Annotated in this window: 19 protein-coding genes, 1 tRNA gene and 1 riboswitch; of the genes, 5 read left to right on the top strand and 15 right to left on the bottom strand. The window is 70.6% G+C overall.

What is annotated here, in order from left to right:
- Positions 1-54: 54 nt before the first annotated feature.
- The 3 genes from U5640_RS27190 to U5640_RS27180 all read right to left on the bottom strand — a co-directional run bounded on the left by U5640_RS27190 (position 55) and on the right by U5640_RS27180 (position 2,600).
- Positions 55-957 carry a Bax inhibitor-1/YccA family protein gene (locus tag U5640_RS27190; protein ID WP_340378353.1) on the bottom strand — a complete coding sequence of 301 codons (903 nt, stop codon included), beginning with the start codon at positions 955-957 and terminating at the stop codon, positions 55-57.
- Positions 958-1,185: 228 nt separating this feature from the next.
- Complete coding sequence (locus U5640_RS27185; RefSeq protein ID WP_340378352.1) at positions 1,186-2,361, bottom strand: 4-hydroxybenzoate 3-monooxygenase; 1,176 nt, start codon at positions 2,359-2,361, stop codon at positions 1,186-1,188.
- A 155-nt stretch (positions 2,362-2,516) separates the two neighbouring features.
- Positions 2,517-2,600, bottom strand: a tRNA-Leu gene (locus tag U5640_RS27180).
- 420 nt (positions 2,601-3,020) lie between these two features.
- Between U5640_RS27180 and U5640_RS27175 the strand changes: the two genes are divergently transcribed.
- Both U5640_RS27175 and U5640_RS27170 read left to right on the top strand, forming a co-directional pair.
- Entirely contained in the window at positions 3,021-3,791 is a 771-nt protein-coding gene (locus tag U5640_RS27175; protein ID WP_340378351.1) for an ABC transporter ATP-binding protein, read from the top strand.
- Entirely contained in the window at positions 3,791-6,319 is a 2,529-nt protein-coding gene (locus U5640_RS27170; protein WP_340378350.1) for an ABC transporter permease, read from the top strand. The genes U5640_RS27175 and U5640_RS27170 overlap by 1 nt, the downstream gene beginning before the upstream one ends.
- A 75-nt stretch (positions 6,320-6,394) precedes the next feature.
- Here the strand turns inward: U5640_RS27170 and U5640_RS27165 are convergent, their stop codons facing one another.
- Complete coding sequence (locus U5640_RS27165; protein WP_340378349.1) at positions 6,395-7,684, bottom strand: class I SAM-dependent methyltransferase; 1,290 nt, start codon at positions 7,682-7,684, stop codon at positions 6,395-6,397.
- A 197-nt stretch (positions 7,685-7,881) separates the two neighbouring features.
- The gene (locus tag U5640_RS27160) at positions 7,882-9,267 is read right to left on the bottom strand and encodes an NAD(P)/FAD-dependent oxidoreductase (RefSeq protein WP_340378348.1); all 1,386 of its coding nucleotides are present in this window, start codon (positions 9,265-9,267) and stop codon (positions 7,882-7,884) included.
- 547 nt (positions 9,268-9,814) lie between these two features.
- On the opposite strand from U5640_RS27160, the gene U5640_RS27155 reads away from it, so the two are divergent.
- Together U5640_RS27155 and U5640_RS27150 are read left to right on the top strand one after the other, a co-directional pair.
- Positions 9,815-10,087: a type II toxin-antitoxin system Phd/YefM family antitoxin gene (locus U5640_RS27155; protein ID WP_340378347.1), complete on the top strand. Its 273-nt coding sequence runs from the start codon at positions 9,815-9,817 to the stop codon at positions 10,085-10,087.
- Positions 10,084-10,353, top strand: coding sequence for a type II toxin-antitoxin system RelE/ParE family toxin (locus U5640_RS27150; protein ID WP_340378346.1), 270 nt, complete (start codon positions 10,084-10,086; stop codon positions 10,351-10,353). The genes U5640_RS27155 and U5640_RS27150 overlap by 4 nt, the downstream gene beginning before the upstream one ends.
- A 90-nt stretch (positions 10,354-10,443) precedes the next feature.
- Here the strand turns inward: U5640_RS27150 and U5640_RS27145 are convergent, their stop codons facing one another.
- The 10 genes from U5640_RS27145 to U5640_RS27100 form a co-directional block, all read right to left on the bottom strand.
- Positions 10,444-11,397, bottom strand: coding sequence for a Ppx/GppA phosphatase family protein (locus U5640_RS27145; RefSeq protein WP_340378345.1), 954 nt, complete (start codon positions 11,395-11,397; stop codon positions 10,444-10,446).
- 125 nt (positions 11,398-11,522) lie between these two features.
- Positions 11,523-12,050, bottom strand: coding sequence for a DUF501 domain-containing protein (locus U5640_RS27140; protein WP_340378344.1), 528 nt, complete (start codon positions 12,048-12,050; stop codon positions 11,523-11,525).
- Between the two features lie 26 nt (positions 12,051-12,076).
- The gene (locus U5640_RS27135) at positions 12,077-12,553 is read right to left on the bottom strand and encodes a septum formation initiator family protein (RefSeq protein WP_340378343.1); all 477 of its coding nucleotides are present in this window, start codon (positions 12,551-12,553) and stop codon (positions 12,077-12,079) included.
- Positions 12,554-12,676: 123 nt separating this feature from the next.
- Positions 12,677-13,966 carry a phosphopyruvate hydratase gene (gene eno, locus U5640_RS27130; protein WP_067251076.1) on the bottom strand — a complete coding sequence of 430 codons (1,290 nt, stop codon included), beginning with the start codon at positions 13,964-13,966 and terminating at the stop codon, positions 12,677-12,679.
- A 335-nt stretch (positions 13,967-14,301) separates the two neighbouring features.
- A complete protein-coding gene (locus U5640_RS27125; RefSeq protein ID WP_340378342.1) occupies positions 14,302-15,018 on the bottom strand; it encodes a transglycosylase family protein in 717 nt (238 codons plus the stop codon).
- Between the two features lie 3 nt (positions 15,019-15,021).
- Positions 15,022-15,191, bottom strand: a riboswitch (cyclic di-AMP (ydaO/yuaA leader).
- Between the two features lie 205 nt (positions 15,192-15,396).
- Positions 15,397-16,377: a transglycosylase family protein gene (locus tag U5640_RS27120; RefSeq protein WP_340378341.1), complete on the bottom strand. Its 981-nt coding sequence runs from the start codon at positions 16,375-16,377 to the stop codon at positions 15,397-15,399.
- A 182-nt stretch (positions 16,378-16,559) separates the two neighbouring features.
- Entirely contained in the window at positions 16,560-17,882 is a 1,323-nt protein-coding gene (locus tag U5640_RS27115) for a cytochrome P450 (protein ID WP_340378340.1), read from the bottom strand.
- Between the two features lie 64 nt (positions 17,883-17,946).
- Complete coding sequence (locus tag U5640_RS27110; protein WP_340378339.1) at positions 17,947-18,933, bottom strand: nucleoside triphosphate pyrophosphohydrolase; 987 nt, start codon at positions 18,931-18,933, stop codon at positions 17,947-17,949.
- 151 nt (positions 18,934-19,084) lie between these two features.
- Positions 19,085-19,729, bottom strand: a complete 645-nt coding sequence (locus U5640_RS27105) for a SurA N-terminal domain-containing protein (protein WP_340378338.1) — start codon at positions 19,727-19,729, stop codon at positions 19,085-19,087.
- Between the two features lie 286 nt (positions 19,730-20,015).
- A complete protein-coding gene (locus U5640_RS27100; RefSeq protein WP_340378337.1) occupies positions 20,016-20,846 on the bottom strand; it encodes a glycoside hydrolase domain-containing protein in 831 nt (276 codons plus the stop codon).
- A 214-nt stretch (positions 20,847-21,060) separates the two neighbouring features.
- Between U5640_RS27100 and U5640_RS27095 the strand changes: the two genes are divergently transcribed.
- On the top strand, positions 21,061-21,441 hold the full coding sequence (locus tag U5640_RS27095) for a hypothetical protein (RefSeq protein WP_340378336.1): 381 nt from the start codon (positions 21,061-21,063) through the stop codon (positions 21,439-21,441).
- Positions 21,442-21,457: the final 16 nt, after the last annotated feature.

Here is a 21,457-nt window from a genome sequence, read left to right as displayed (position 1 = left end):
GGGGGAACCCCGGGGCCCTCTCACGCCGTGCGGCCGCTACGGCCGCGGTCGTGCTCAGTCGCTCTGGTTGAGGATCGCGAGGAGTCGCAGGAACTCCATGTAGATCCAGACCAGCGTCATCGTGAGGCCGAAGGCGGCGAGCCAGGCCTCCTCGCGCGGCGCGCCGTAGGCGATGCCGTCCTCGACCTGCTTGAAGTCCAGGGCGAGGAAGCAGGCACCCAGGATGATGCCGATGATGCCGAAGACGATGCCGAGGCCACCGCTGCGGAAGCCGAGGCCGTCGCCGCCGCCGAAGACGGTGAACAGCAGGTTCACGGCCATCAGCAGGACGAAGCCGAGCGCCGCGGCCATCACGAAGCCGTAGAAGCGGCGGTTGACGCGGATCCAGCCGGCCTTGTAGGCCACCAGCACACCGGCGAAGACCGCCATGGTGCCGAGGACCGCCTGGGCGACCACGCCGTCCGCGATGTACGTCGACACAGCGGACGAGATCACGCCGAGGAAGACGCCCTCGAGGGCGGCGTACGACAGGATCAGCGCGGGGGCCGGGCGGCGCTTGAAGGACTGGATGAGCGCCAGCACCATCGCGGCCAGGCCGGCGACGACGGCGATGCCGTAGGACTTGCCGAGGTTGGCCTCGTCCACGGGCAGCAGCAGCCAGGACAGCACCGCCGTGAGGACCACGGTGCCGAGCGTGGTCGCGGTGCGCGCGACGACGTCGTCCATGGTCATGGCGCCCGGGGTGACCGGGGCCTGCGGCGGGGCGCCCACCTGCTGGGCGTAAGGGTTCTGCGCGTAGGGGTTGCCCGCCTGCTGGGCGTACGGGTTGCCCTGCGCGTACGGGTCGGCCTGCGTACCGACAGCGGGTCCCCCGGCCTGCGGCGTCGCGTTGAAGCCCGCGTAGCCGTTGTCGCGGCTGAACCCCCGTCGCGAGAAGACCGGGTTTCTGCTCCTCATTTCACTCCTCCATGGCCGCCGTGCGCGGCCTTGGCGTCAAGAGTAATGGGTAGGCAAAGGATTGACCCTAGTGCTTGGGGAGGATCTTTCCCTCGTCTTGCTGCGCAACACGCTACGCGGTGGGCGGATTCCCGCCACGGCGGGCTCCCCTTCATGACCAAGCTGGGACATGCCCGGAACCGGCCGGAGATCAACCGGCCCCGGATACGCCGCCAGGACGCCGCGCGTTCACCCGAACGGGAACCCGGTGTACCCCTCCGCCAGGTCGGTCTCGGCGGCGCGCGAGGAGGCGATCCGCTCCAGCCGGGCGATCTGGAGCCGGTCCTCGAAGGGGGTGGCGTCGGGTGCGCGGTGCAGCAGGGTCGTCATGTCGTACGAGAACCGTTCGGCCTGCCAGACCCGGTCCAGGCAGGTCGCCGAGTAGGCGTCGAGCAGCTCGTCCGATCCGGTCTCCTCGCGGTGCGCCAGGGCCCGCGCGAACGTGACGACGTCACCGACGGCCAGATTCAGCCCCTTGGCGCCGGTCGGCGGGACGATGTGGGCGGCGTCCCCGGCGAGGAAGAGCCGGCCGTACCGCATCGGCTCGTGGACGTAGGACCGCATGGGGGTGACGGACTTCTGGGTGATCGGGCCGCGCTCCAGCCGCCAGCCGTCCCCGGTCTCGAAGCGGCGCTCCAGCTCGTCCCAGATCTCCTCGTCGCCCCAGCTGTCGGCGTCGGTGCCCTCGGGCACCTGGAGGTAGAGGCGGGAGACGGACGGGGAGCGCATGGAGAGGAGGGCGAAGCCGCGGTCGTGGCGTGCGTAGACCAGTTCGTCGTGCGAGGGCGGCACGTCGGCGAGGATGCCCAGCCAGCCGAAGGGGTACGTCCGTTCGAAGACACGGGTCAGCTCGGCCGGGATCGCGCCCCGGGCGACCCCCCAGAAGCCGTCGCAGCCGACGACGTACGCGCACTCCAGGACGTCCTCGACCCCTCCGTGCCGGAACCGCACGCGCGGGCTGTCGCTGTCGGCGCCCTCCACGGCCAGCGCCTCGGCCTCGAAGAGCAGCGGGCCGCCCTCCTTGAGCTGGAGGGCGATGAGGTCCTTGCAGACCTCGGTCTGGGCGTAGACCGTCACGGACCGGCCGCCGGTGAGGGCGGGGAAGTCGACGCGGTGGCGCTTTCTGTCGTAGCGCAGCTCGATGCCGTCGTGGCGCAGGCCCTCACGGTCCATGCGCTCTCCGGCGCCGGCCGCGCGCAGGACGTCCACTGTGCCCTGCTCCAGGATCCCGGCGCGCTGGCGGTGCTCGACATAGGCCCGGTCGCGGCTCTCCAGGACGACGGAGTCGATGCCGGCGTTGTGCAGCAGGCGGGCGAGGAGGAGGCCGGCCGGGCCGGCGCCGATGATGCCGACGGTGGTGCGCATCGGGCTTCCCTTCAGACTGTTCGTCCAGTGAAATTTTCTTCACTCTTATGGGGTGAGTCTGCGTGTGGGCGCACCCGGTGTCAACGGGGCGGGGCGTCGACACGCGCCTTCCTTCACTGACCGTATGCGCAGGTCACCCCAAGTGACCGAGGAAGTGCCCAGAGCCGGACTTGAACCGGCACGCCCGCGAAGGGGCAGCGAGGTTTAAGCTCGCCGTGTCTGCATTCCACCATCTGGGCAGGCCTTGGGCTCCGCGTTGAGCTTCCGACCCTATCGGGATCCGTCCCCCGAACAGCGGAAGAGTGGACCGATGTTGTCTTATTTTATTGACGTCTGAGGGAGCATCAGCACGTGGAACTCGCCATCCGCACTTGCCAGTAGCCTGGCGCGCGGCGACCGCTTGCGCATGCGGAATGACGGAATTTCACCGCCCGAACGAGGTTGCTCCACCGGTTCTTGACGAACCGTCTCCTCCTGGCGCGGCATCCCGCACCCCGGGACGGGTGTCATCCCCAGGTATGACACGGCGGTCCTCGGTCCGACCGGAGTCTGCCTTCAGAACCGGAACAGCGACTGACTACAGGGCCGCCGGGTACCGCGACGATGGTTCAAGGTCCGCGAGGACCCCACACCCCTCGTCCCGACAGGAGCGCGTTGCCGTGACCACCAGCCCCCTCGCCGAACGGTCCACCGCCGTGGCCGCACGTGCCACGGACCTGTCGAAGATCTACGGGCAGGGCGAGACCCAGGTGGTCGCCCTGGACCGGGTCTCCGTCGACTTCCGGCAGGCCGAGTTCACCGCGATCATGGGCCCCTCCGGGTCCGGCAAGTCCACCCTGATGCACTGCGTCGCCGGCCTCGACACCTTCTCCTCCGGCTCGGTGCGCATCGGCGAGACGGAGCTCGGCTCGCTCAAGGACAAGCAGCTCACCAAGCTCCGCCGGGACAAGATCGGGTTCATCTTCCAGGCGTTCAACCTGCTGCCGACGCTCACCGCCCTGGAGAACATCACCCTCCCGATGGACATCGCCGGGCGGAAACCGGACAAGGAGTGGCTCGACTCGGTCATCGCGATGGTGGGCCTGAAGGACCGGCTGGGCCACCGCCCCTCCCAGCTCTCCGGCGGACAGCAGCAGCGCGTCGCCGTCGCCCGCGCCCTGGCCTCCCGGCCCGAGATCATCTTCGGCGACGAGCCGACCGGCAACCTCGACTCCCGCTCCGGCGCCGAAGTCCTGGGCTTCCTGCGCAACTCCGTGCGGGAACTGGGCCAGACGGTGGTGATGGTGACCCACGACCCGGTGGCGGCGGCGTACGCGGACCGGGTGGTGTTCCTCGCGGACGGGCGGATCGTGGACGAGATGTACCGCCCGACGGCGGAGACCGTCCTCGACTTCATGAAGCAGTTCGACGCGAAGGGCCGGACCAGCTGATGTTCCGCACCGCCCTGCGCAACGTCCTCGCGCACAAGGCCCGGCTCCTGATGACCGTGCTCGCCGTAATGCTCGGCGTGGCCTTCGTCTCCGGAACCCTCGTCTTCACCAACACCCTCTCCAACGCCCTGCAGAACAGCTCCGCCAAGGGCTTCGACCAGGTCGACGTGGCGGTCACCGCCCAGCCCCAGCCCGACGTCGGCGACCGCATCGTCGCGACGCCCGACCTGACCGAGGCGCTGCGCGAGAAGAGCGCCCGGGTGCCCGGCGCCGCGTCCGCCATCGGGGTCGTCACCGGCTTCACCGCCGTCGCCGACCAGGACGGCAAGCTCGTCGGCGACGGCTTCCAGTCCCAGGGCGGCAACTACTGGGGCACCGACGACCCCCGCTACCCCCTCGCGGAGGGCAGCGCGCCGAAGGGCCCCGACCAGGTCGCCCTCGACTGGAAGACCGCCGAGCGCACCGGCTACCGGGTCGGCGACCGGCTGCGGCTCTCCGTCGACGGACCGGTGCTCACGCCCACCGTCTCCGGCGTCTTCCGGACCGACGACGGCAATGTCGCGGCCGGCGGCAGTCTCACCCTGTTCGACACCCCGACGGCGCAGAAGCTGTTCGGCAAGGCGGGCGCGTACGACGAGATCGACGTCAAGGCCGCCGCCGGCACCACCCAGACCGAGCTGCGCAAGGCCCTGGACGCGGCGCTGCCGCGCGACCGGGTCGACACCGAGACCGGCAAGCAGCTCGCCGACCGGCAGGCCGAGTTCATCGCCTCCTCCATGAGCGGTCTCAAGCAGGGCCTGCTGGTGTTCGCCGGGATCGCGCTGTTCGTCGGCACGTTCATCATCGCCAACACCTTCACCATGCTGGTCGCCCAGCGCACCAAGGAACTGGCGCTGCTGCGCGCGGTCGGCGCCTCGCGCCGCCAGGTGACCCGGTCGGTGCTGATCGAGGCCCTCGTGGTGGGCCTGGTGGCCGGCGCGACCGGTCTGGTGGTGGGCATCGGCATCGGCGCCGGACTGCGCACCCTCATGGGCTCCCTGGGGGCGTCCGTCCCCGACGGACCGCTGATCGTGTCGGCCGGCACGGTCGCCGCCTCGTTCGCCGTCGGTGTGGTCATCACCGTGCTGGCCGCCTGGCTGCCCGGCCGCCGCGCCGCGAAGATCCCGCCGGTCGCCGCGATGAGCAGCCTGCACGCCAAGGCGACCACCAGGTCGCTGGTGCTGCGCAACACGCTGGGCGCGCTGTTCTCGGCGGCGGGCGTGGCGACCGTCCTGTACGCGACGACGATGGACGGCTCGGACGGCCAGGCCCCGATGGGCCTCGGCGCGGTCCTGCTGATCATCGGCGTGTTCATCCTGACCCCGCTGCTGTCCCGTCCGCTGATCGCGGCCGCCGCGCCGGTCCTGCGGATCTTCGGGGTCTCCGGCCGGCTGGCCCGGCAGAACTCGGTGCGCAACCCGCGCCGTACGGCCGCCACCGCCTCGGCGCTGATGATCGGCCTCACCCTGATCACGGGGATGACGGTGATGGCGGGCAGTCTGCAGAAGTCGATCGACAAGATGGCGTCCTCGGCGATCCGCGCCGACTACGTGGTGTCGATGGCGAACGGCAACCCGCTCTCCCCGGACGTCGAGAAGAAGCTGACGTCGGCCGAGGGCGTGACCCTCACCAGTCCGATGCGCAACGCGCTGGCCCGGATCGACGACAGCACCGAGAACGTCACCGGCGTGAACGGCGCCGCCTTCGCCGAGCTGACCGACCTGCCGGTCGACGACGGCACGTTCGAGGTGGGCGGCACGAAGGTCGTCGTCGACGAGGAGACCGCGAAGTCGTTCGGCTGGAAGGCCGGTTCGGCGTTCCGGGTGGCGTACGAGGACGGCGCGAAGCAGCGGCTGACCGTCTCCGGGGTCTACCGGGCCAACGAGCTGTTCCGCGGGATCCTGCTCGACACCGCGACACTCACCCCGCACCAGGAGTCCCCGGACGACATGCAGGTCATGGTGAAGACCTCCGGCGGCGCCTCCGACGCGGCCAAGGACCGGCTGGAGAAGGCCCTCGGCTCCAACCCGGCCGTCAAGGTGCAGAGCAAGCAGGACCTCTCCGACTCCATCGCGCAGATGTTCACCCTGATGCTGAACATGCTCTACGGTCTGCTCGCGATGGCGGTGATCGTCGCCGTGCTCGGTGTCATCAACACGCTGGCGATGTCGGTCTTCGAGCGGTCGCAGGAGATCGGCATGCTGCGGGCGATCGGCCTGGACCGCCGCGCGGTCAAGCGGATGGTCCGGCTGGAGTCCCTGGTCATCTCCCTGTTCGGCGGTGTGCTCGGCATCGGCCTGGGCGTGTTCTTCGGCTGGGCGGCCGGTGAGCTGCTCGGCACGAAGATGGCGACGTACGAACTCGTCCTGCCCTGGGACCGGATGGCCGTGTTCCTGCTGCTGGCCGCCGGGGTGGGCGTCCTCGCGGCGCTGTGGCCGGCCCGGCGGGCGGCCCGGCTGAACATGCTGGCGGCCATCAAGGCGGAGTAGCCGGCACCGGCGAGGGGCCCCGCGTCACGAGACGCGGGGCCCCCTTTCATGTCCTGTGCCCGAGTCCCCGTGCGCTCAGTTCCAGGTACGGCTGCGCAGGGGCATCCCCGACTCCCCGGACTCGGGGGGCCGGACGGCGAGGACCTGGTTGACGCCGATGCGGTTGCGTTCGAAGGCGACGGCGCAGGCGGCCATGTACAGCCGCCAGACCCGGGCCCGGCCGGCGCCGCTCAGCCGTACGGCGCGCTGCCAGTCGTCGTCCAGGCGGGCCACCCAGCGGCGCAGGGTGAGGGCGTAGTGCTCGCGCAGGGACTCCACGTCCCGGACCTCGAAGCCGGCCCGTTCGAGCTGGGTGACGGTGGTGCCGATCGGGGCCAGTTCCCCGTCGGGGAAGACGTAGGCGTCGATGAACCCGTCGAGTTCGTAGGCGGCCTCGTCGCGCTCGGGCCGGCGGGCGATCTGGTGGTTGAGGAGCCGACCGCCGGGAGCGAGCAGGCCGTGCAGGGCGCTCGCGTACTCCAGGTACTTGTCGGCGCCCACGTGCTCGGCCATGCCGATGGAGGAGATCGCGTCGTACGGCCCGTCGGTGACGTCCCGGTAGTCCTGCACCCGGATCTCGATCCGGTCGGTGAGGCCGGCGTCGGCGACGCGCTTGCGGGCGTAGGCCGCCTGCTCCTGGGAGAGGGTGATCCCGACGACCCGGACCCCGTGCTCGCGGGCCGCGTGCACGGCCATGGCCCCCCAGCCGCAGCCGACGTCGAGCAGACGCTGATCCGGCTTCAGGGCGAGCTTGCGGCAGACGAGTTCGAGCTTGTCGTGCTGGGCCTGTTCCAGAGTGGCGCCGGGGGCCGGCCAGTAGGCGCAGGAGTACACCATGGACGGGCCGAGGACGATCTCGTAGAAGTCGTTGCCGACGTCGTAGTGGTGGCTGATGGCCTGTCGGTCGGTGCGGCGGGTGTGGCGGTGCCGGGCCCGGCGCACCTCCTCGCGGGGCGGGGCGGGCGGCAGCGGGGGTCCGGCCATCTTCAGCAGCGCCAGGGCGGCCGCGCGGAACTCGGGGTCGCCCAGGGCCCGGACGAGGCCGGGGGCGTCGTCGCCGCGCTCCCAGACGAGCCCCGAGAGCACGTCCATGGCGACGAAGAGGTCGCCCTCGATCTCCAGGTCCCCGGCGACCCAGGCGCGGGCCAGACCCAGCTCACCGGGCTTGAACACCATACGGCGCAGGGCCCGGCGATTGCGTACGACCAGCGCGGGCGCCCCGGGCGGACCCGCCTGCGAACCGTCCCAGGCGCGGATGCGCATCGGGAGCGGAGCACCCAGCAGTTGTTCGACGATCGCATGGAGCCGCGGCGCGGCATCGGCCATGGAGCACACCTCCGTGACGGTGATCCCGGACTGTCCGGATTCCACGTAAACACGGAAGGTGCCTGAGTTCAGTCCCGCACGGCCGTTACGTCCGGGCAAAAAGAGGTGCAGACGCCGCCGGTACGGCAGGACGGCCGAAGGGGCCGCCCGCACCACGGATGGCGGGCGGCCCCTTCGGGTCGTTCAGGGGGTGGAGATCAGGAGGCCTTGGCCTTCTCGTTCTCCGGCTTGGCGGCGGCCGGGGCCGGGGCGGGCTTGGCGGCCTCGTAGAACTCCTCGCGGGGGTTCTCCATCGCGCCGAGGGAGACGACCTCGCGCTTGAGGAACATGCCGAGGGTCCAGTCGGCGAAGACGCGGATCTTGCGGTTCCAGGTCGGCATCGCCAGACCGTGGTAGCCACGGTGCATGTACCAGGCGAGACGGCCCTTGAGCTTGATCTTCATCTTGCCCATGACGATCATCGCGACGCCCTTGTGGAGGCCGAGACCCGCCACCGCACCCTTGTTGGAGTGCTCGTAGTCCTTCTGCGGGAAGCCCCGCATGCCGGAGACCACGTTGTCGCCGAGGACCCTGGCCTGGCGCAGCGCGTGCTGGGCGTTCGGCGGGCACCAGGCGTTCTCGACGCCGGCCTTGCGGGCGGCGACGTCGGGGACCTGGGCGTTGTCGCCGGCGGCCCAGATGTAGTCGGTGCCCTGGACCTGGAGGGTCGGGGCGGTGTCGACGTGACCGCGGGGGCCGAGCGGGAGGCCGTAGCGGGCCAGGACCGGGTTCGGCTTGACGCCGGCGGTCCACACGATGGTGTTGGAGTCGACCTCGAGGCCGTTCTTCAGCACGACGTGGCCGTCGACGCAGGAGTCCATGGAGGTGGAGAGGTAGATCTCCACGCCGCGGGCCTCGAGGTGCTCCTTGCCGTACTGGCCGAGCTTGGGGCCGACCTCGGGCAGGATCTTGTCGGCGGCGTCGACGAGGATGAACCGCATGTCCTCGCGGGACACCGTCTTGTAGTACTTGGCCGCGTCGCGGGCCATGTCCTCGACCTCACCGATGGTCTCCGCGCCGGCGAAGCCGCCGCCGATGAAGACGAAGGTGAGCGCCTTGCGGCGGATCTCCTCGTCGGTGGTGGAGTCGGCCTTGTCGAGCTGTTCGAGGACGTGGTTGCGCAGGCCGATGGCCTCCTCGACGCCCTTCATACCGATGCCCTGCTCGGCGAGGCCGGGGATCGGGAAGGTGCGGGAGACCGCGCCGAGCGCGATCACCAGGTAGTCGAAGGGCAGCTCGTACGCCTCGCCGACCAGCGGCGAGATCGTGGCCACCTTGCGGTCCTGGTCGATGGTGGTGACCCGGCCGGTGAGGACCTCCGCCTTGGGCAGCACGCGTCGCAGCGGGACGACGACATGGCGCGGGGAGATGTTGCCGGCGGCGGTTTCGGGGAGGAAGGGCTGGTAGGTCATGTACGACCGGGGGTCGACGACCGTGACGGTCGCCTCGCCGTAGCGCATCTTCTTGAGGATGCGCCGAGCTGCGTACAGGCCTACGTACCCACCGCCTACTACGAGGATCCTGGGACGCTCCGTGGTGCTCATGGCATCGAGTATCCACCCGCCCCAGGGGGGCCGCTCGTGCGCCCCTTCACAAGCTTGTGGAGGGTGTGTGCTATCCTCCGCGACCCGCGTGATCCACATCATGGCGCGGAGGGGGAACCAGCGGGTAGGGCGAGGCGTTGTCAATGCCGCGTGAGCTGCCTCTCCGGGCGTCCGGGGGTGGGGTGAGGGGTCGGAAACACCCCTTGGGCGGACCTCCTCAAAACGTCCGTGCGCGCCTCTTTTGAACACGTTCACACGGGTGTTGGCCCCCCGGAAGGGTCAACCGGCCCTCATTGGTCCCTCACCAGGGCCCAATTCCTTGTGAAGAACTTCACGAACTTTCCCGGAGGGGTGTCGTGGAGAACCGTTTCGGGCCACCACGAGCACCCCACCGGGGAGCTCATTCGCCATTGCGGCTGCTCAGCGGAGTGCGCTCTACGGGGCCCCCGGGGCTCCCGCCACCGACCACGCGATGCCGTCGAGGATCGCTCACGAACGCGACCCCCCGACCCGACCACGTGTACACGCGAACGCGTACACTGATCTCATGACTGAGAACACCGTGACCGTACGGGAAGCCCGCGCGCACCTCGCCGACCACATCAACCGGGCCGAGGAAGGCGTTCCGACCGTGATCACGCGCAACGGCGCTCCAGTGGCGGCCGTGGTTCCGATCGCGGACTTCGAGGCGCTGGAGGAAGCGGCCGACGTGATGCTGGCGCGCGAAGCCGAAGCGGTCCTGGCCGAGGGCGGTCCCACCGTGACGATGGCGAAACTGCTGGCGGATCTGTTCACCGAGCACGACGGCGAAGCGGCGTGAAGTACGCCTTCCGGTTCACCACGGCAGCGCAGCGGCAGCTTCGGGCCATCAGCCGGCCCGACGCCATGCGCATCCTGACCGCACTGACCGCGCTCGGCGACGACCCGTACCGCGAGGACGCTGACGTCAAGAAGCTCACCGGCCCGTCGGGGCTCTACCGGCTCCGGGTCGGAAGCTACCGGGTCGCCTACCAGATCAACGATGGTGAACTCGTCATCCTCGTCGTCAAGATGGGCGACCGGCGGGACGTCTACCGCAACCTGTAGGCGGTCGGGCCGACGACCGGGCGATCCCGTCGGGGTGGCCTACGACGGCGTCTCGGCCGCGTAATAGGCGATCCCGTCGAGGATCGCTCCTTAACGCGCCTCGGAGGCGCAACTCCAAGCAATCCCGTCGAGGATGTCGTGCTCGCTCACCACGACCTCCCGCGCGCCGATCCTTTCCATGATCGACAGCAGCACGAGGGCACCCGCCGCGATCACGTCCACCCGGCCCGGGTGCATCGCGCCGATCGCCGCGCGCTCGGCGTGGGTGGAGCGCAGCAGCCACTCGGTGATCTCCCGGACCCCGGCGTGGGAGACCCGCGAGTGGTGGATGGCCACCGAGTCGTAGGCGGGCAGCTCCTGCGCGATCGCCGAGACGGTCGTCACGGAGCCCGCGAGGCCCACCAGCGTGTGCGCCTCGCGCAGCGGGACCGTCTCCTCGGCGAGGTCCAGGGCCGCCTCGATGTCGGCGCGCATCGCGGCGATCTGCTCCGCGCTCGGCGGGTCGGTGACCTCGCCGTCCACCACCAGGTGCCGCTCGGTCATCCGCACACAGCCGACGTCCACCGAGCGGGCCGCCCGTACGTGCTCCTCGCCGACCACGAACTCCGTGGAGCCGCCGCCGATGTCCACCACCAGATAGGGGCGGGTGAGGTCCGTACGGCCCTTGAGCTCCTTCGTGGCGCCCGTGAAGGAGAACTCGGCCTCCTGCTCGCCCGTGATGACCTCGGGCTCGACGCCCAGGATGTCCAGCACGCCCCGGACGAACTCGTCGCGGTTCTCGGCGTCCCGTGAGGCGGAGGTGGCGACGAACCGCAGCCGCTGCGCGCCCAGCTCCTTGATCACCGCCGCGTACTCCCGGCACGCGGCGAAGGTCCGCTCCAGCGCCTCGGGCGCCAGCCGGCCGGTGCGGTCGACGCCCTGGCCGAGGCGGACGATCGTCATACGGCGGTCGAGGTCGACCAGTTCGCCCGTCTCCGGGTCGGCGTCGGCGACGAGGAGGCGGATGGAGTTCGTACCGCAGTCGATGGCGGCGACACGGGTCATGGGGTGGCCTTTCCAGACGTACGCAAGCAGAGATCAGCCCGTCCGGCGCTCGGGGACGAGGCCGGTTCAGGTCCGAAGCGGGGGCCCGGGGGCGGCGGCCCCCGGAGACGGGGCCGAGGAGGCGGTCACTCCTCGGCGGCGGCCCGCGTCACGCACGTCCCCTTGGCCCACCACTGCGGCAGCATCGCGAGCGCCTCGTCGCCGAGCGGGTTCACCCCCGGGCCCGCCGCCAGGGAGTGCGCCACGAGCACGTGCAGGCACTTCACCCGGTCCGGCATGCCGCCCGCGCTCGGAAAGCCCGTCAGCTCCTCGATCTCGTCCCGGCGCCGGACGTAGTCCTCGTGGGCGGCGCGGTAGGCGGCCGCGAGCTCCGGGTCGCTCTGCAGCCGCTCCGTCATCTCCTTCATCACGCCGTTGGCCTCGAGCGTGCCGATCGCGGAGTTCGCCTTGGGGCACGTCAGGTAGTACAGCGTCGGGAAGGGGGTGCCGTCGGGCAGCCGGGGCGCCGTCTCGACGACGTCCGGCTGACCGCACGGGCAGCGGTGCGCGATCGCGCGCAGTCCGCGCGGCGGGCGGCCGAGCTGCTGCTTGAAGGCCTCGACGTCGGCGTCGGTGGGCTCGGTGCGCGGGGTGGTCGGCGGGGGCGTTTCCATGCTTGGAGGACTGTCTCTCTGTCGGTTCACTGGTCGGAGGCGTCGGACTTGTCGACCCCGTCCCAGACGTTGGAGTACCAGGGGCGGTCGGCCGCCCCGAGGTCGGCGCGGGCCTTCTTGACCGCGTCGGGGTCGATCACGATGAAGCCGGTCTCCCCCGGCATCACATAGTGCAGGCGCTCCCGGATCTGCTGCTCGGCGTACGCGTCGTCCTGCCAGCGTGCCTTGAGGTCGCGCAGTTGTTCCACCCGCCGGGTGGCCTCGGCCTTCTCCCGCTCCAGGTCGGCGATGTCCGCGCGCTGCGAGACGTACTGCCGCATCGGGTAGGCGAGAGCGACGATCAGGGTGCACAGGACCAGCGCGAGCAGCGCGGCGCGGCCGGTCAGACGGGAGCGGCGGGCCTGGCGCTTGGTCTGGGAGCGGTAGACGCGGGCCGCGGTCTGCTCGCCGAGCACCCGCAGTCTCGTCGCGGTGGAGAAACGGTCCCGGTCCTTCGCGGCCATCGGCTTCGCGCCTCCCCTTTCACACGCGCGTACGTCCCCGCACACGGTACGGGACCGAGTACGGGGACGTACGTACGACTGGCTGTCGCCGGCTCTGCCTGCCGGCTCTGCCTACTGGCTCTGCTACTGGTTCGCGGAGCGGAACCGCGGGAAGGCCGAGCGGCCGGCGTACACCGCGGCGTCGTCGAGGATCTCCTCGATGCGCAGCAGCTGGTTGTACTTGGCGACGCGCTCGGAGCGGGCCGGGGCGCCGGTCTTGATCTGGCCGCAGTTGGTGGCGACGGCCAGGTCGGCGATGGTGACGTCCTCGGTCTCGCCGGAGCGGTGGGACATCATGCACTTGAAGCCGTTGCGCTGGGCCAGCTCGACGGCGTCCAGGGTCTCGGTGAGCGAGCCGATCTGGTTCACCTTGACGAGCAGGGCGTTGGCGGTGCCCTCCTCGATGCCGCGGGCGAGGCGCTCGGGGTTGGTGACGAACAGGTCGTCGCCGACCAGCTGCACCTTGTCGCCGATGCGGTCGGTGATGACCTTCCAGCCGGCCCAGTCGTCCTCGAACAGCGGGTCCTCGATGGAGACGAGCGGGTAGGCCGCGACGAGCTCCTCGTAGTACTCCGTCATCTCGGCGGCGGAGCGGTCCTTGCCCTCGAAGAGGTACTTGCCGTCCTTGTAGAACTCGGAGGCGGCGACGTCGAGGGCGAGGGCGATCTGCTCGCCCGGGAGGTAACCGGCTTCCTTGATGGCCTCGAGGATGAGGTCGAGGGCCTCACGGTTGGAGCCGAGGTTCGGGGCGAAGCCGCCCTCGTCGCCGAGGCCGGTGGACAGCCCCTTCGACTTCAGGACCTTCTTGAGGGTGTGGTAGACCTCGGTGCCCCAGCGCAGGGCCTCGGAGAAGGACTCCGCGCCGATCGGGGCGATCATGAACTCCTGGATGTCCACGTTGGAGTCGGCGTGCGAGCCGCCGTTCAGGATGTTCATCATCGGCACCGGCAGCAGGTGCGCGTTGGGGCCGCCCAGGTAGCGGAAGAGCGGGAGGTCGCTGGCCTCGGAGGCGGCGTGGGCGACGGCGAGGGAGACGCCGAGGATGGCGTTGGCGCCGAGGGAGCCCTTGTTGTCGGTGGCGTCCAGGTCGAACATGGCCTGGTCGATCAGGCGCTGCTCGGTGGCGTCGTAGCCGACGAGCTCCGGGCCGATCTGCTCGATGACGGCGAGGACGGCCTTCTCGACACCCTTGCCGTGGTAGCGGTTGGGGTCGCCGTCACGGAGCTCGATGGCCTCGAAGGCACCGGTGGAGGCGCCGGACGGGACGGCGGCACGACCCGTGCTGCCGTCGTCGAGGCCGACCTCGACCTCGACCGTGGGGTTGCCTCGGGAGTCCAGGATTTCCCGGGCTACGACGACGTCGATGGACGGCACGAGCATCTCCTTCTTGGGATGTGACGCTGGTTGTGCGGGGCACAGGGGCCTTGCGGCCTGTGGTGGGCCTTGCGCCTAGAGCCTAACCGCCCCGGGGCCTGCGGCAGCCGACCGACCGCCCCGTGGACAAACTGACCGTACACATTGTTCCCCATCGGAACAAAGAGCGGGTGGCGCAGAGGCGAACACCTGGGCAAAGAAAACCCCGCTCCGGTGCGTCGGGGGAATGCGCACCGGAGCGGGGAGCCCGTGGGGACGGGGGGTGACCCTCACGAGTCCTCAGAGTGCGGGGCCTTCATGTGAGCGGCCCGTGGCCCCGCACGGGAGCGGCTGTGTCACTTCAGGTGCAGCTGCTGGCCCGGGTAGATGAGGTCCGCGTCCTCGACGATGTCCTTGTTGAGCTGGAACAGCTTCTGCCAGCCGCCCTTGACCTTGTGCTTCTCGGCGATCGAGCTGAGGGAGTCGCCCTTGACGACCTTGTACTCGCCGTCACCCTTCTTGACCTTCTTGCCGGTCGGGGTGGTGACCGTCCTGGAGGCGGCCGGGCGCTCGGAGGAGCGGGAGGCGGTCTGCTGCTCGGTGGAGCGGGTGGCGGAGCTGCTGGAGCCGCTGGAGCCGCTGGAGCTCGACGAGGAGCCGGTGCTGCCGGAGCCGGTGGAGCCGGCACCGCCGCCGTACGGCGTGCTGGACAGACCGGTGCCGCAGACCGGCCAGGCACCCTTGCCCTGGCCCGCGAGGACCTTCTCGGCGATGGTGATCTGCTGCTCCTTGCTGGCCAGGTCGGCGCGCGCGGCGTAGGCGGTGCCGCCGTACGCGGCCCAGGTGGAGGCCGAGAACTGCAGGCCGCCGTAGTACCCGTTGCCGGTGTTGATGGACCAGTTGCCGCCCGACTCGCACTGGGCGACCGCGTCCCACTCGGAGGCGGTGGCGGCGGAGGCGTTGCCGGCCGCCATCAGCGGGGCGGCGATGGCGACACCGGTGACGCCCGCGAGAGCGGCGACCCGGGTGGCCTTGGACGGACGACGGTGCTTGCCCTTGCCGGAAAACAGCATGGTTCATCCCCTCACCGACGCCTGCGAGGTGAGCTGTCGGGTTCGGGCCGGTTGAGTTGCCCGGCCGCGCACCTCGTGGTGCGCGGCTTCACCCCGAGCCGGTTCCGGCGGTCAACCGCCGGGCCCGGCACTTACCTTGGGTCCCCCGCTCCTGCCTACGGCGCTTGACGCGACGACTGTTCCCGGGCTGCCACTGGCAGGATTCGGCGTTGCGGCGGCCGGGGCCCGGATTGCCGAGCGGTCCTGACCGTAGACACCCCATCCCGGGAATTTCAAAGACGATCACGACTTCTGAGACTCATCCCACACTTTCACCAAACCGGACAATCGCCGCGAAGCGGGACGTGAACTCCCGGTGCTTTTAAGGGCGTTCCGCCCCTATTGCACCACTGTGTCGAGGGTCTGACCGGGCATGATGGCGCTGGGGTCGGCGCCGATGCGGTCCTTGTTCTCGGCGTAAAGGGCGCGCCATCCGCCGTCGATCCCAAGGGAGTCGGCGATGGAGGCGAGGGTGTCGCCCTCGCGGACCGTGTAGGTGGAGGCGGCATGCCGGCCGGCACTGGCGGTCGAGGTGCCGTCCGCGGCGGCCTCGTCGGCGGTGGCACCGCGATGCCGGCCGGAGCCGAGGGAGCTGGTGTCGACCAGGCTCCAAGTACCGGCATCCTGGACCGCATTGTCCGAGTTGTCCACTTCCGGTGCGATCGTGGACGGGCCCTCGGATTCCTGTGCGCCCTCTTTGGACTTACCCGAAGTGTCGGACTTGCCCGAGTCGTTCGCCCCCGAGGAGGAGGCGGACGAAGGGGATTCCGAGGCCGAAGCGGACGGATCGGCCGACGGGGTGGAGGTGTCGGCACCGGAGTCGGCGGAACCGTCGGAGTCGGTGGAACCGGACGCCCCCTTGGACAGGTCGGACAATCCGGATGACACGGGCGAGTCGGACTCGTCACCCGCCACTCCGGTGTCCACGCCGTCCGCCGCGCCGTTCACCTGCGTGAGCCCGGACGTCAGCCCGCAGGTGTCCCAGGCGCCGACGCCCTCCTTGGCGAGGATCTGCTGGGCCACGGCTATCTGCTGGTTGCGGCTGGCCAGATCGGGGCGGGTGGCGTAGTCGAGGCCGCCGTACGTCTCCCAGTCCTCCTGGGAGAGGCTCAGGCCGCCGTACTCGCCGCCACCCTTGTCGGCGCTCCAGGACCCGCCGGTCTCGCACTGCGCCACCTTGTCCCACACCGTGCCGTCGGCCGCGCTCGCGCCACTGGCGGCGAGGAGCGGGAGGGCGATGGCGGAGCCGGTCACTCCGGCCGCGACGAGGAGGGCCGGAGCCTGACGGGGGCGACGGTGCCGACCGTTCCCGGAGAGCATGCGAGGGCCTTTCTCTGGACAGCAGTGACCGGCGCGACGGACGACGTGAGCGCACAGAGGTTCGCCGCGCTGACGACCGAACGTATCGGCAGACGATCAGTAGTCACAAGTTAATGCCGCGCAGATCACGTGAAGATCACAGACTTGAGGGTCGGTCACCTTTGCTCCATCGGACGGTCACACTACGGCTGACCTCGGGTCAGCTCGCTGTGGGCCACCGGCCGGCCACGCACCGCGGTGAACTCCACGGGCAGGGTGCGCAGTCCGCGCATGATGAGCCCGCCGCGCCACCTCAAGTCGGCCGGGTCCGCCGCGAGTCGCAGGTCGGGCAGCCGGGTGAGGAGGGTGCCGAGGGCGCTCTGGCCCTCCAGCCGGGCGAGGGGGGCGCCCAGGCAGTAGTGGATGCCGTGGCCGTACCCGAGGTGCTGGTTGTCGCGGCGGGACAGGTCGAGGGTGTCGGGGTCGGTGAAGCGGGCGGGGTCGCGGTCGGCGGCGGCGAGGACGACGAGGACCGGGTCGCCGGGGGCGATGTTTTGCCCGCCGAGGGTGAGGGGTTCGGTGGCGAAGCGCCAGGTGGCCAGTTCGACCGGGCCGTCGTAGCGCAGGAGTTCCTCGACGCCGGTCTCCAGGAGGGCGCGCTCCCCCTGCGCCAGGGACCGCTGGAGCCGCTCCCGCTGGCCGGGGTGGGTGAGGAGGGCGTAGGTGCCGTTGCCGATGAGGTTGACCGTCGTCTCGAAGCCGGCGAACAGCAGGATGAAGGCCATCGCGGCGGCCTCGTTCTCGGTGAGGTGCTCGCCGTGGTCGGAGGCGCGGATCAGTCCGGAGAGGAGGTCCTCGCCGGGGTCCGGCCGCTCGGGGAGCTCCGCGCGCTTGCGGTGGATGAGTTCCAGGAGATAGCCGCGCATCTTCTTCACCGACCGTGCGACACCGCCCCGGGGTCCGCCGCCGTGACGGATCATCATGCCCGCCCAGTCCCGGAAGTCGTCCTGGTCCTCGCGGGGCACGCCGAGGAGGTCGCAGATCGCGTAGATGGGGAGCGGGAAGGCGAAGTCGTGCATCAGATCGGCCTCGCCCTCACCGGCGAACCGGTCGATGAGGTCGTCGGTCAGCTCCTGCACCCGGGGCGCGAACTCGGCGACCCGGCGCGGGGTGAACGCCTTGCTGACCAGCCGTCGCAGCCGGGTGTGGTCCGGCGGGTCGATGTTCAGCAGATGCGTCATCAGCTCGGCCTTGCGCTCGCCCGGGATGCCGGTCCGGCCCCTGGCGTGCTCGGGCTCGTCGTGGTGCGCGGGGTTCTTGGAGAGCCGCTGGTCGGCGAGGGCCTGTTTCGCGTCGGCGTACCGGGTGACCAGCCAGGCCTCCACTCCGCTGGGCAGCCGGGTCCGGTGCACGGGGGCGTGCTCGCGCAGCCAGGCGTAGGCCGGGTAGGGGTCGGTGGCGAACTCCCAGGTGAAGAGCTCGGGGGCGGGCGGGACGGCGTTCGGGGGGTGGGGCCGGCTGGTCACTGCTTCCTGTTCCTCGCGTGCTCGCGCTGCGCCTTCTCGTTCTCCTTCTTCTTCTCCTTCTGCTTCACCGCTCCTTCTGCTTCTCCCGCTCGCGGATCGCGTCGCGGTAGACGCGGGCCGCCGCGCGCAGGGCCTCCTCCGGGTCGACGCCCTCCGCCTCCGCCCCCGCGGCGAGGGCGAGCAGCCGGTAGCCGATGCCCTCGGCGGCGGGGAGGGGGACGTCGAGACCGGCCGAGCGGACCCTCGACGACAGCTTCGCGGCCAGGGCGAGGCCGGGCTGGTGGAGGGGGATGCCGTCGGTGACGGACTCCCGCTGCTTCTCGACCGCCTTCGTGCGCAGCCAGTGCGCCTTGACCTCCTCCGGGGTGGTGGCCGTGGCGTCGCCGAAGACGTGCGGATGGCGGTGGATGAGCTTGGTGACGATGGTGGCGGCCACGTCGTCGATGGAGAAGGGGGCGTCCTCGTCCTCCTCGGCGATCCGGGCGTGGAAGACGACCTGGAGGAGGACGTCGCCCAGTTCCTCGCGCAGCTCGTCGCGGTCGCCGTCCTCGATGGCCTCGACGAGCTCGTACGCCTCCTCGATGCCGTACTTGGCGAGGCCCTGGTGGGTCTGCCGGGAGGACCAGGGGCACTCGCGGCGGATCCGGTCCATGACCTGGATCAGGTCGAGGAGGCGGGCGCCGGGGAGGTCGTAGGAGGCGGGGAGCAGTTCCAGCTCGGGCATCGCCACCCGGCCGGAGCCGGCCAGCCGGGCCAGTCCGTCCGTCAGGGCCGGTTCGCCCTCGCCGGTCGCGACGACCACCACCGTGCGTCCGCCCGCGCAGGCGGTGAGCAGGTCCTCGGCGGTCGGGGAGGTCTCCTCCACCCGTATCCCCGCCTCGCGCAGATACGGCAGCTGGGGGTGGGCGCCGTCGGCGCACAGCACCCGGTCGGCCTCACGCAGGGCCTGCCAGGCGGGCCAGGACAGCAGGCCGGGGGCGACCCGGTGGCTGGTGGTCAGCAGGACGACTCGGCCCGTCGCGGAGCCGGTGGGTGCGGTCACATCGTTCACACACCGAACGTAACCCACGGCCGCCGGCCGCTCCGCCCGGTTGTCCACAGGCAGGGCGGCCGGTCATACCGTCGTACGGTCACACCTTCATATGTCCTGCTGAACGCCCCTGCCGTGCGTCCTGCTGTAGAGCCTGCCGTACAGCCTGCGGTCAGGTCGGCTGTGTGCCCGCCGTCGTGACCTCGCGGACCCAGGGCGTCTTCGCGTCCACGCGGCTGACCTTGCGCACGTCCCAGGTCCCGTAGCGCGGGTTGACGTCGACGCCGAGCTTCTTCGACGTCACCGACAGCGCGCTCCAGAACGCGGGGTCACCGGTGGTGGTGCCGAGCCGGGTGGCGAGCTTCTGGGCCTCCACCTGGAGGCGGAGGTTGTCGTCGAGGCGCTCGGGCGCGACGCCGTACTGCTGGAGCCAGGAGGTCTCCAGGCCCCGGGCGCCGCCCGCCTGCTCCTCCAGACCGGCCCGCACCTGCTGGACCTCGCGGCGGGTGACGGTGATGCCCGCGTCCTCGGCAGCCCGGTCCAGCACCTCGTCCAGGACCATGCCGTGCAGGGTGTCCCGGGTGAGGGTGCTGGTCTGGGCGAGGACCTGGGCGTACTGCGCCTCGTCGGGGACGGCCGCCCGCTGGGCCTCGCGCACCTCGTTCACCCGGTTCTCGAGCTGGGCGACGGTGATCCGCTGACCGCCGACGACGGCCGCGGCGCCGGGATGCGCGTCGTTGCCGCAGGCGGTGAGGAGGGGGGCCGCCATGATCGCGGCGGACAGCAGGAACGCGGTGCGACGGCGACGGCGGTGCAAGGGAACCTCCCGGTCGGAGATTGTGCGACGGTGCACAAAGTCTTGCGGTGATCGATGGTAGGCAGTGGGGCGCCTGGGGCCAACCCATTCGACCAACGATTCACCAGGACTTCGGGCACCGCCGCGCTCGGACCGGCCCGCTCGTCGGTGCGAGGGATCAGCCCCGTGCCGCGGCCACGGCGTCCACGATCGCGTGGGCGACTCCCGCGCGCAGGCCGTCGCCGGTGCTCGCCACCGGGGCGTGGCCCACGCGCGCGTGCGTCGTCGGGGACGCGCCGCCCCCTGGTCAGCCCACGAGGGCGACCGGGGCGTCCCACGCGTCGCGGTCCACGGTGAGGGTGTAGCCGCCGTGGGTCTCCTTGCTGTTGACCAGGTACTGGTGGCCACGGCTGTGGTCGGTGTACTGCGTGGCACCCCACGGCCAGTCGGTGGTCGTGGTGTTCTTCTTGTCCCACAGCGCGTACCACAGGTTGCCCGGCAGGTCCGTCTTGTCCGTCGCGGTGGCGATCGCCTTGGCGCTGGAGCTGCTGAAGCCGTAGTAGCCGGCGCGGTAGGTCTTGGCCCTCAGGGTCTTGGTGAAGGAGCGGACGTACGCGAGCACGGCGTTGTTGCACGCCGTGTTCGTGACGTCGTACGCCTCCATGTCGAGGTAGATCGGGCTGCCGGTCTTCATGCCGAGCGCGGAGGCCTTGGCGACGGCGTCGGCGGCGTCCGTGGCACCCAGCGAGGTGGCCGTGGCGGCGGTGATCTTCTCGGGGCTCGAGCCGGTCTGGCACGGCGGCTGTGCCCCGACGTAGAGCGGGATGAGCTTCCAGCCGACGGAGTTGACCGACTTGACCCAGGAGGCGGTGAGGTTGGGCTGGTTGCAGCCGCGGTTCTTGCCGCCGACGTAGACGGCTGCGGCGCCGTAGAAGCCGTCGGTCTTCCAGGCCTTCATCGCGGACAGGGAGGGCGCGGTGCACGTGTCGAAGGCACGGCCCGTGTACGTCTTCTGCGCGGGCCAGGTGGTCGCCGCCATCGACTGCTGGGCGGCGATCCCGGCACCGGCGACGACGGCCGCCGCGGCCACGCCCCACGTGATGTACCTGCGCTTCTTGGACTGCCGGTGCTCGGCCATCCCCACCCCACCCGTTTTCCTGAGATCGATCGTCGATGCGTCTGTGTGTGCGTACGAAACGGATCGCACGGTAACCCGCGCCGCCCCTGTGATCGGGAAACACCCGTTCCCCATGGCCACAAGATTCGCTCATGTCACAGTAAAGGGAGCGGAGGGCCGGAACCAGCCGCGATGACCTACCCTTGCCCCCTGATGACCTGGGGGCGGGATGAGTATGGCGACGACAACGACGGGTGCGCACAAGCGGCTCGAGGCCGGCTGGTTCCAGCGGCTGGCCTGGGCCGCGCTGGGGTGGTTCTCGCTGGGCTTCCTGGTGTGGGTGCCCTTCCTCTATGTGGCACTGCGCCGCGGCCGCCCCTCCGACTGGGGCGCCTGCGCCTCGTTCGTGCTGTACGAGTGCGTGACACTGCCATGGGCGGCGACCTCCAACAACGACGACGGTGACGCGTTCCTCGGCGTCGCCTGGTTCGTGACCCTGCTGGTGGCGACCGCGCTGCTGGTGTTCTGGCTGTTCGACAAGAAGACCCCCACGGCGCCGCCCGTGCCGGTGTACGGGCAGCCGCCGTACCAGCAGGGCTACCCGTACGGGCGCTAGGCGTACGGGGTCGGAG

This window comes from Streptomyces sp. SS7 (assembly GCF_037993025.1).
GTDB lineage: Bacteria > Actinomycetota > Actinomycetes > Streptomycetales > Streptomycetaceae > Streptomyces.
Note: the sequence above shows the minus strand (reverse complement) of the source record. Positions and strands in the feature narration are given on the sequence as shown.

Coding starts and splice junctions, on each gene's coding strand:
- U5640_RS27140 (WP_340378344.1), bottom strand. CDS start 12,050: ATGGAAACGCCCCCGCCGACCACCCCGCGCACCGAGCCCACCGACGCC.
- U5640_RS27185 (WP_340378352.1), bottom strand. CDS start 2,361: ATGCGCACCACCGTCGGCATCATCGGCGCCGGCCCGGCCGGCCTCCTC.
- U5640_RS27145 (WP_340378345.1), bottom strand. CDS start 11,397: ATGACCCGTGTCGCCGCCATCGACTGCGGTACGAACTCCATCCGCCTC.
- U5640_RS27155 (WP_340378347.1), top strand. CDS start 9,815: ATGACTGAGAACACCGTGACCGTACGGGAAGCCCGCGCGCACCTCGCC.
- U5640_RS27125 (WP_340378342.1), bottom strand. CDS start 15,018: ATGCTGTTTTCCGGCAAGGGCAAGCACCGTCGTCCGTCCAAGGCCACC.
- U5640_RS27100 (WP_340378337.1), bottom strand. CDS start 20,846: ATGGCCGAGCACCGGCAGTCCAAGAAGCGCAGGTACATCACGTGGGGC.
- U5640_RS27190 (WP_340378353.1), bottom strand. CDS start 957: ATGAGGAGCAGAAACCCGGTCTTCTCGCGACGGGGGTTCAGCCGCGAC.
- U5640_RS27120 (WP_340378341.1), bottom strand. CDS start 16,377: ATGCTCTCCGGGAACGGTCGGCACCGTCGCCCCCGTCAGGCTCCGGCC.
- U5640_RS27135 (WP_340378343.1), bottom strand. CDS start 12,553: ATGGCCGCGAAGGACCGGGACCGTTTCTCCACCGCGACGAGACTGCGG.
- U5640_RS27170 (WP_340378350.1), top strand. CDS start 3,791: ATGTTCCGCACCGCCCTGCGCAACGTCCTCGCGCACAAGGCCCGGCTC.
- U5640_RS27095 (WP_340378336.1), top strand. CDS start 21,061: ATGGCGACGACAACGACGGGTGCGCACAAGCGGCTCGAGGCCGGCTGG.
- U5640_RS27160 (WP_340378348.1), bottom strand. CDS start 9,267: ATGAGCACCACGGAGCGTCCCAGGATCCTCGTAGTAGGCGGTGGGTAC.
- U5640_RS27165 (WP_340378349.1), bottom strand. CDS start 7,684: ATGGCCGATGCCGCGCCGCGGCTCCATGCGATCGTCGAACAACTGCTG.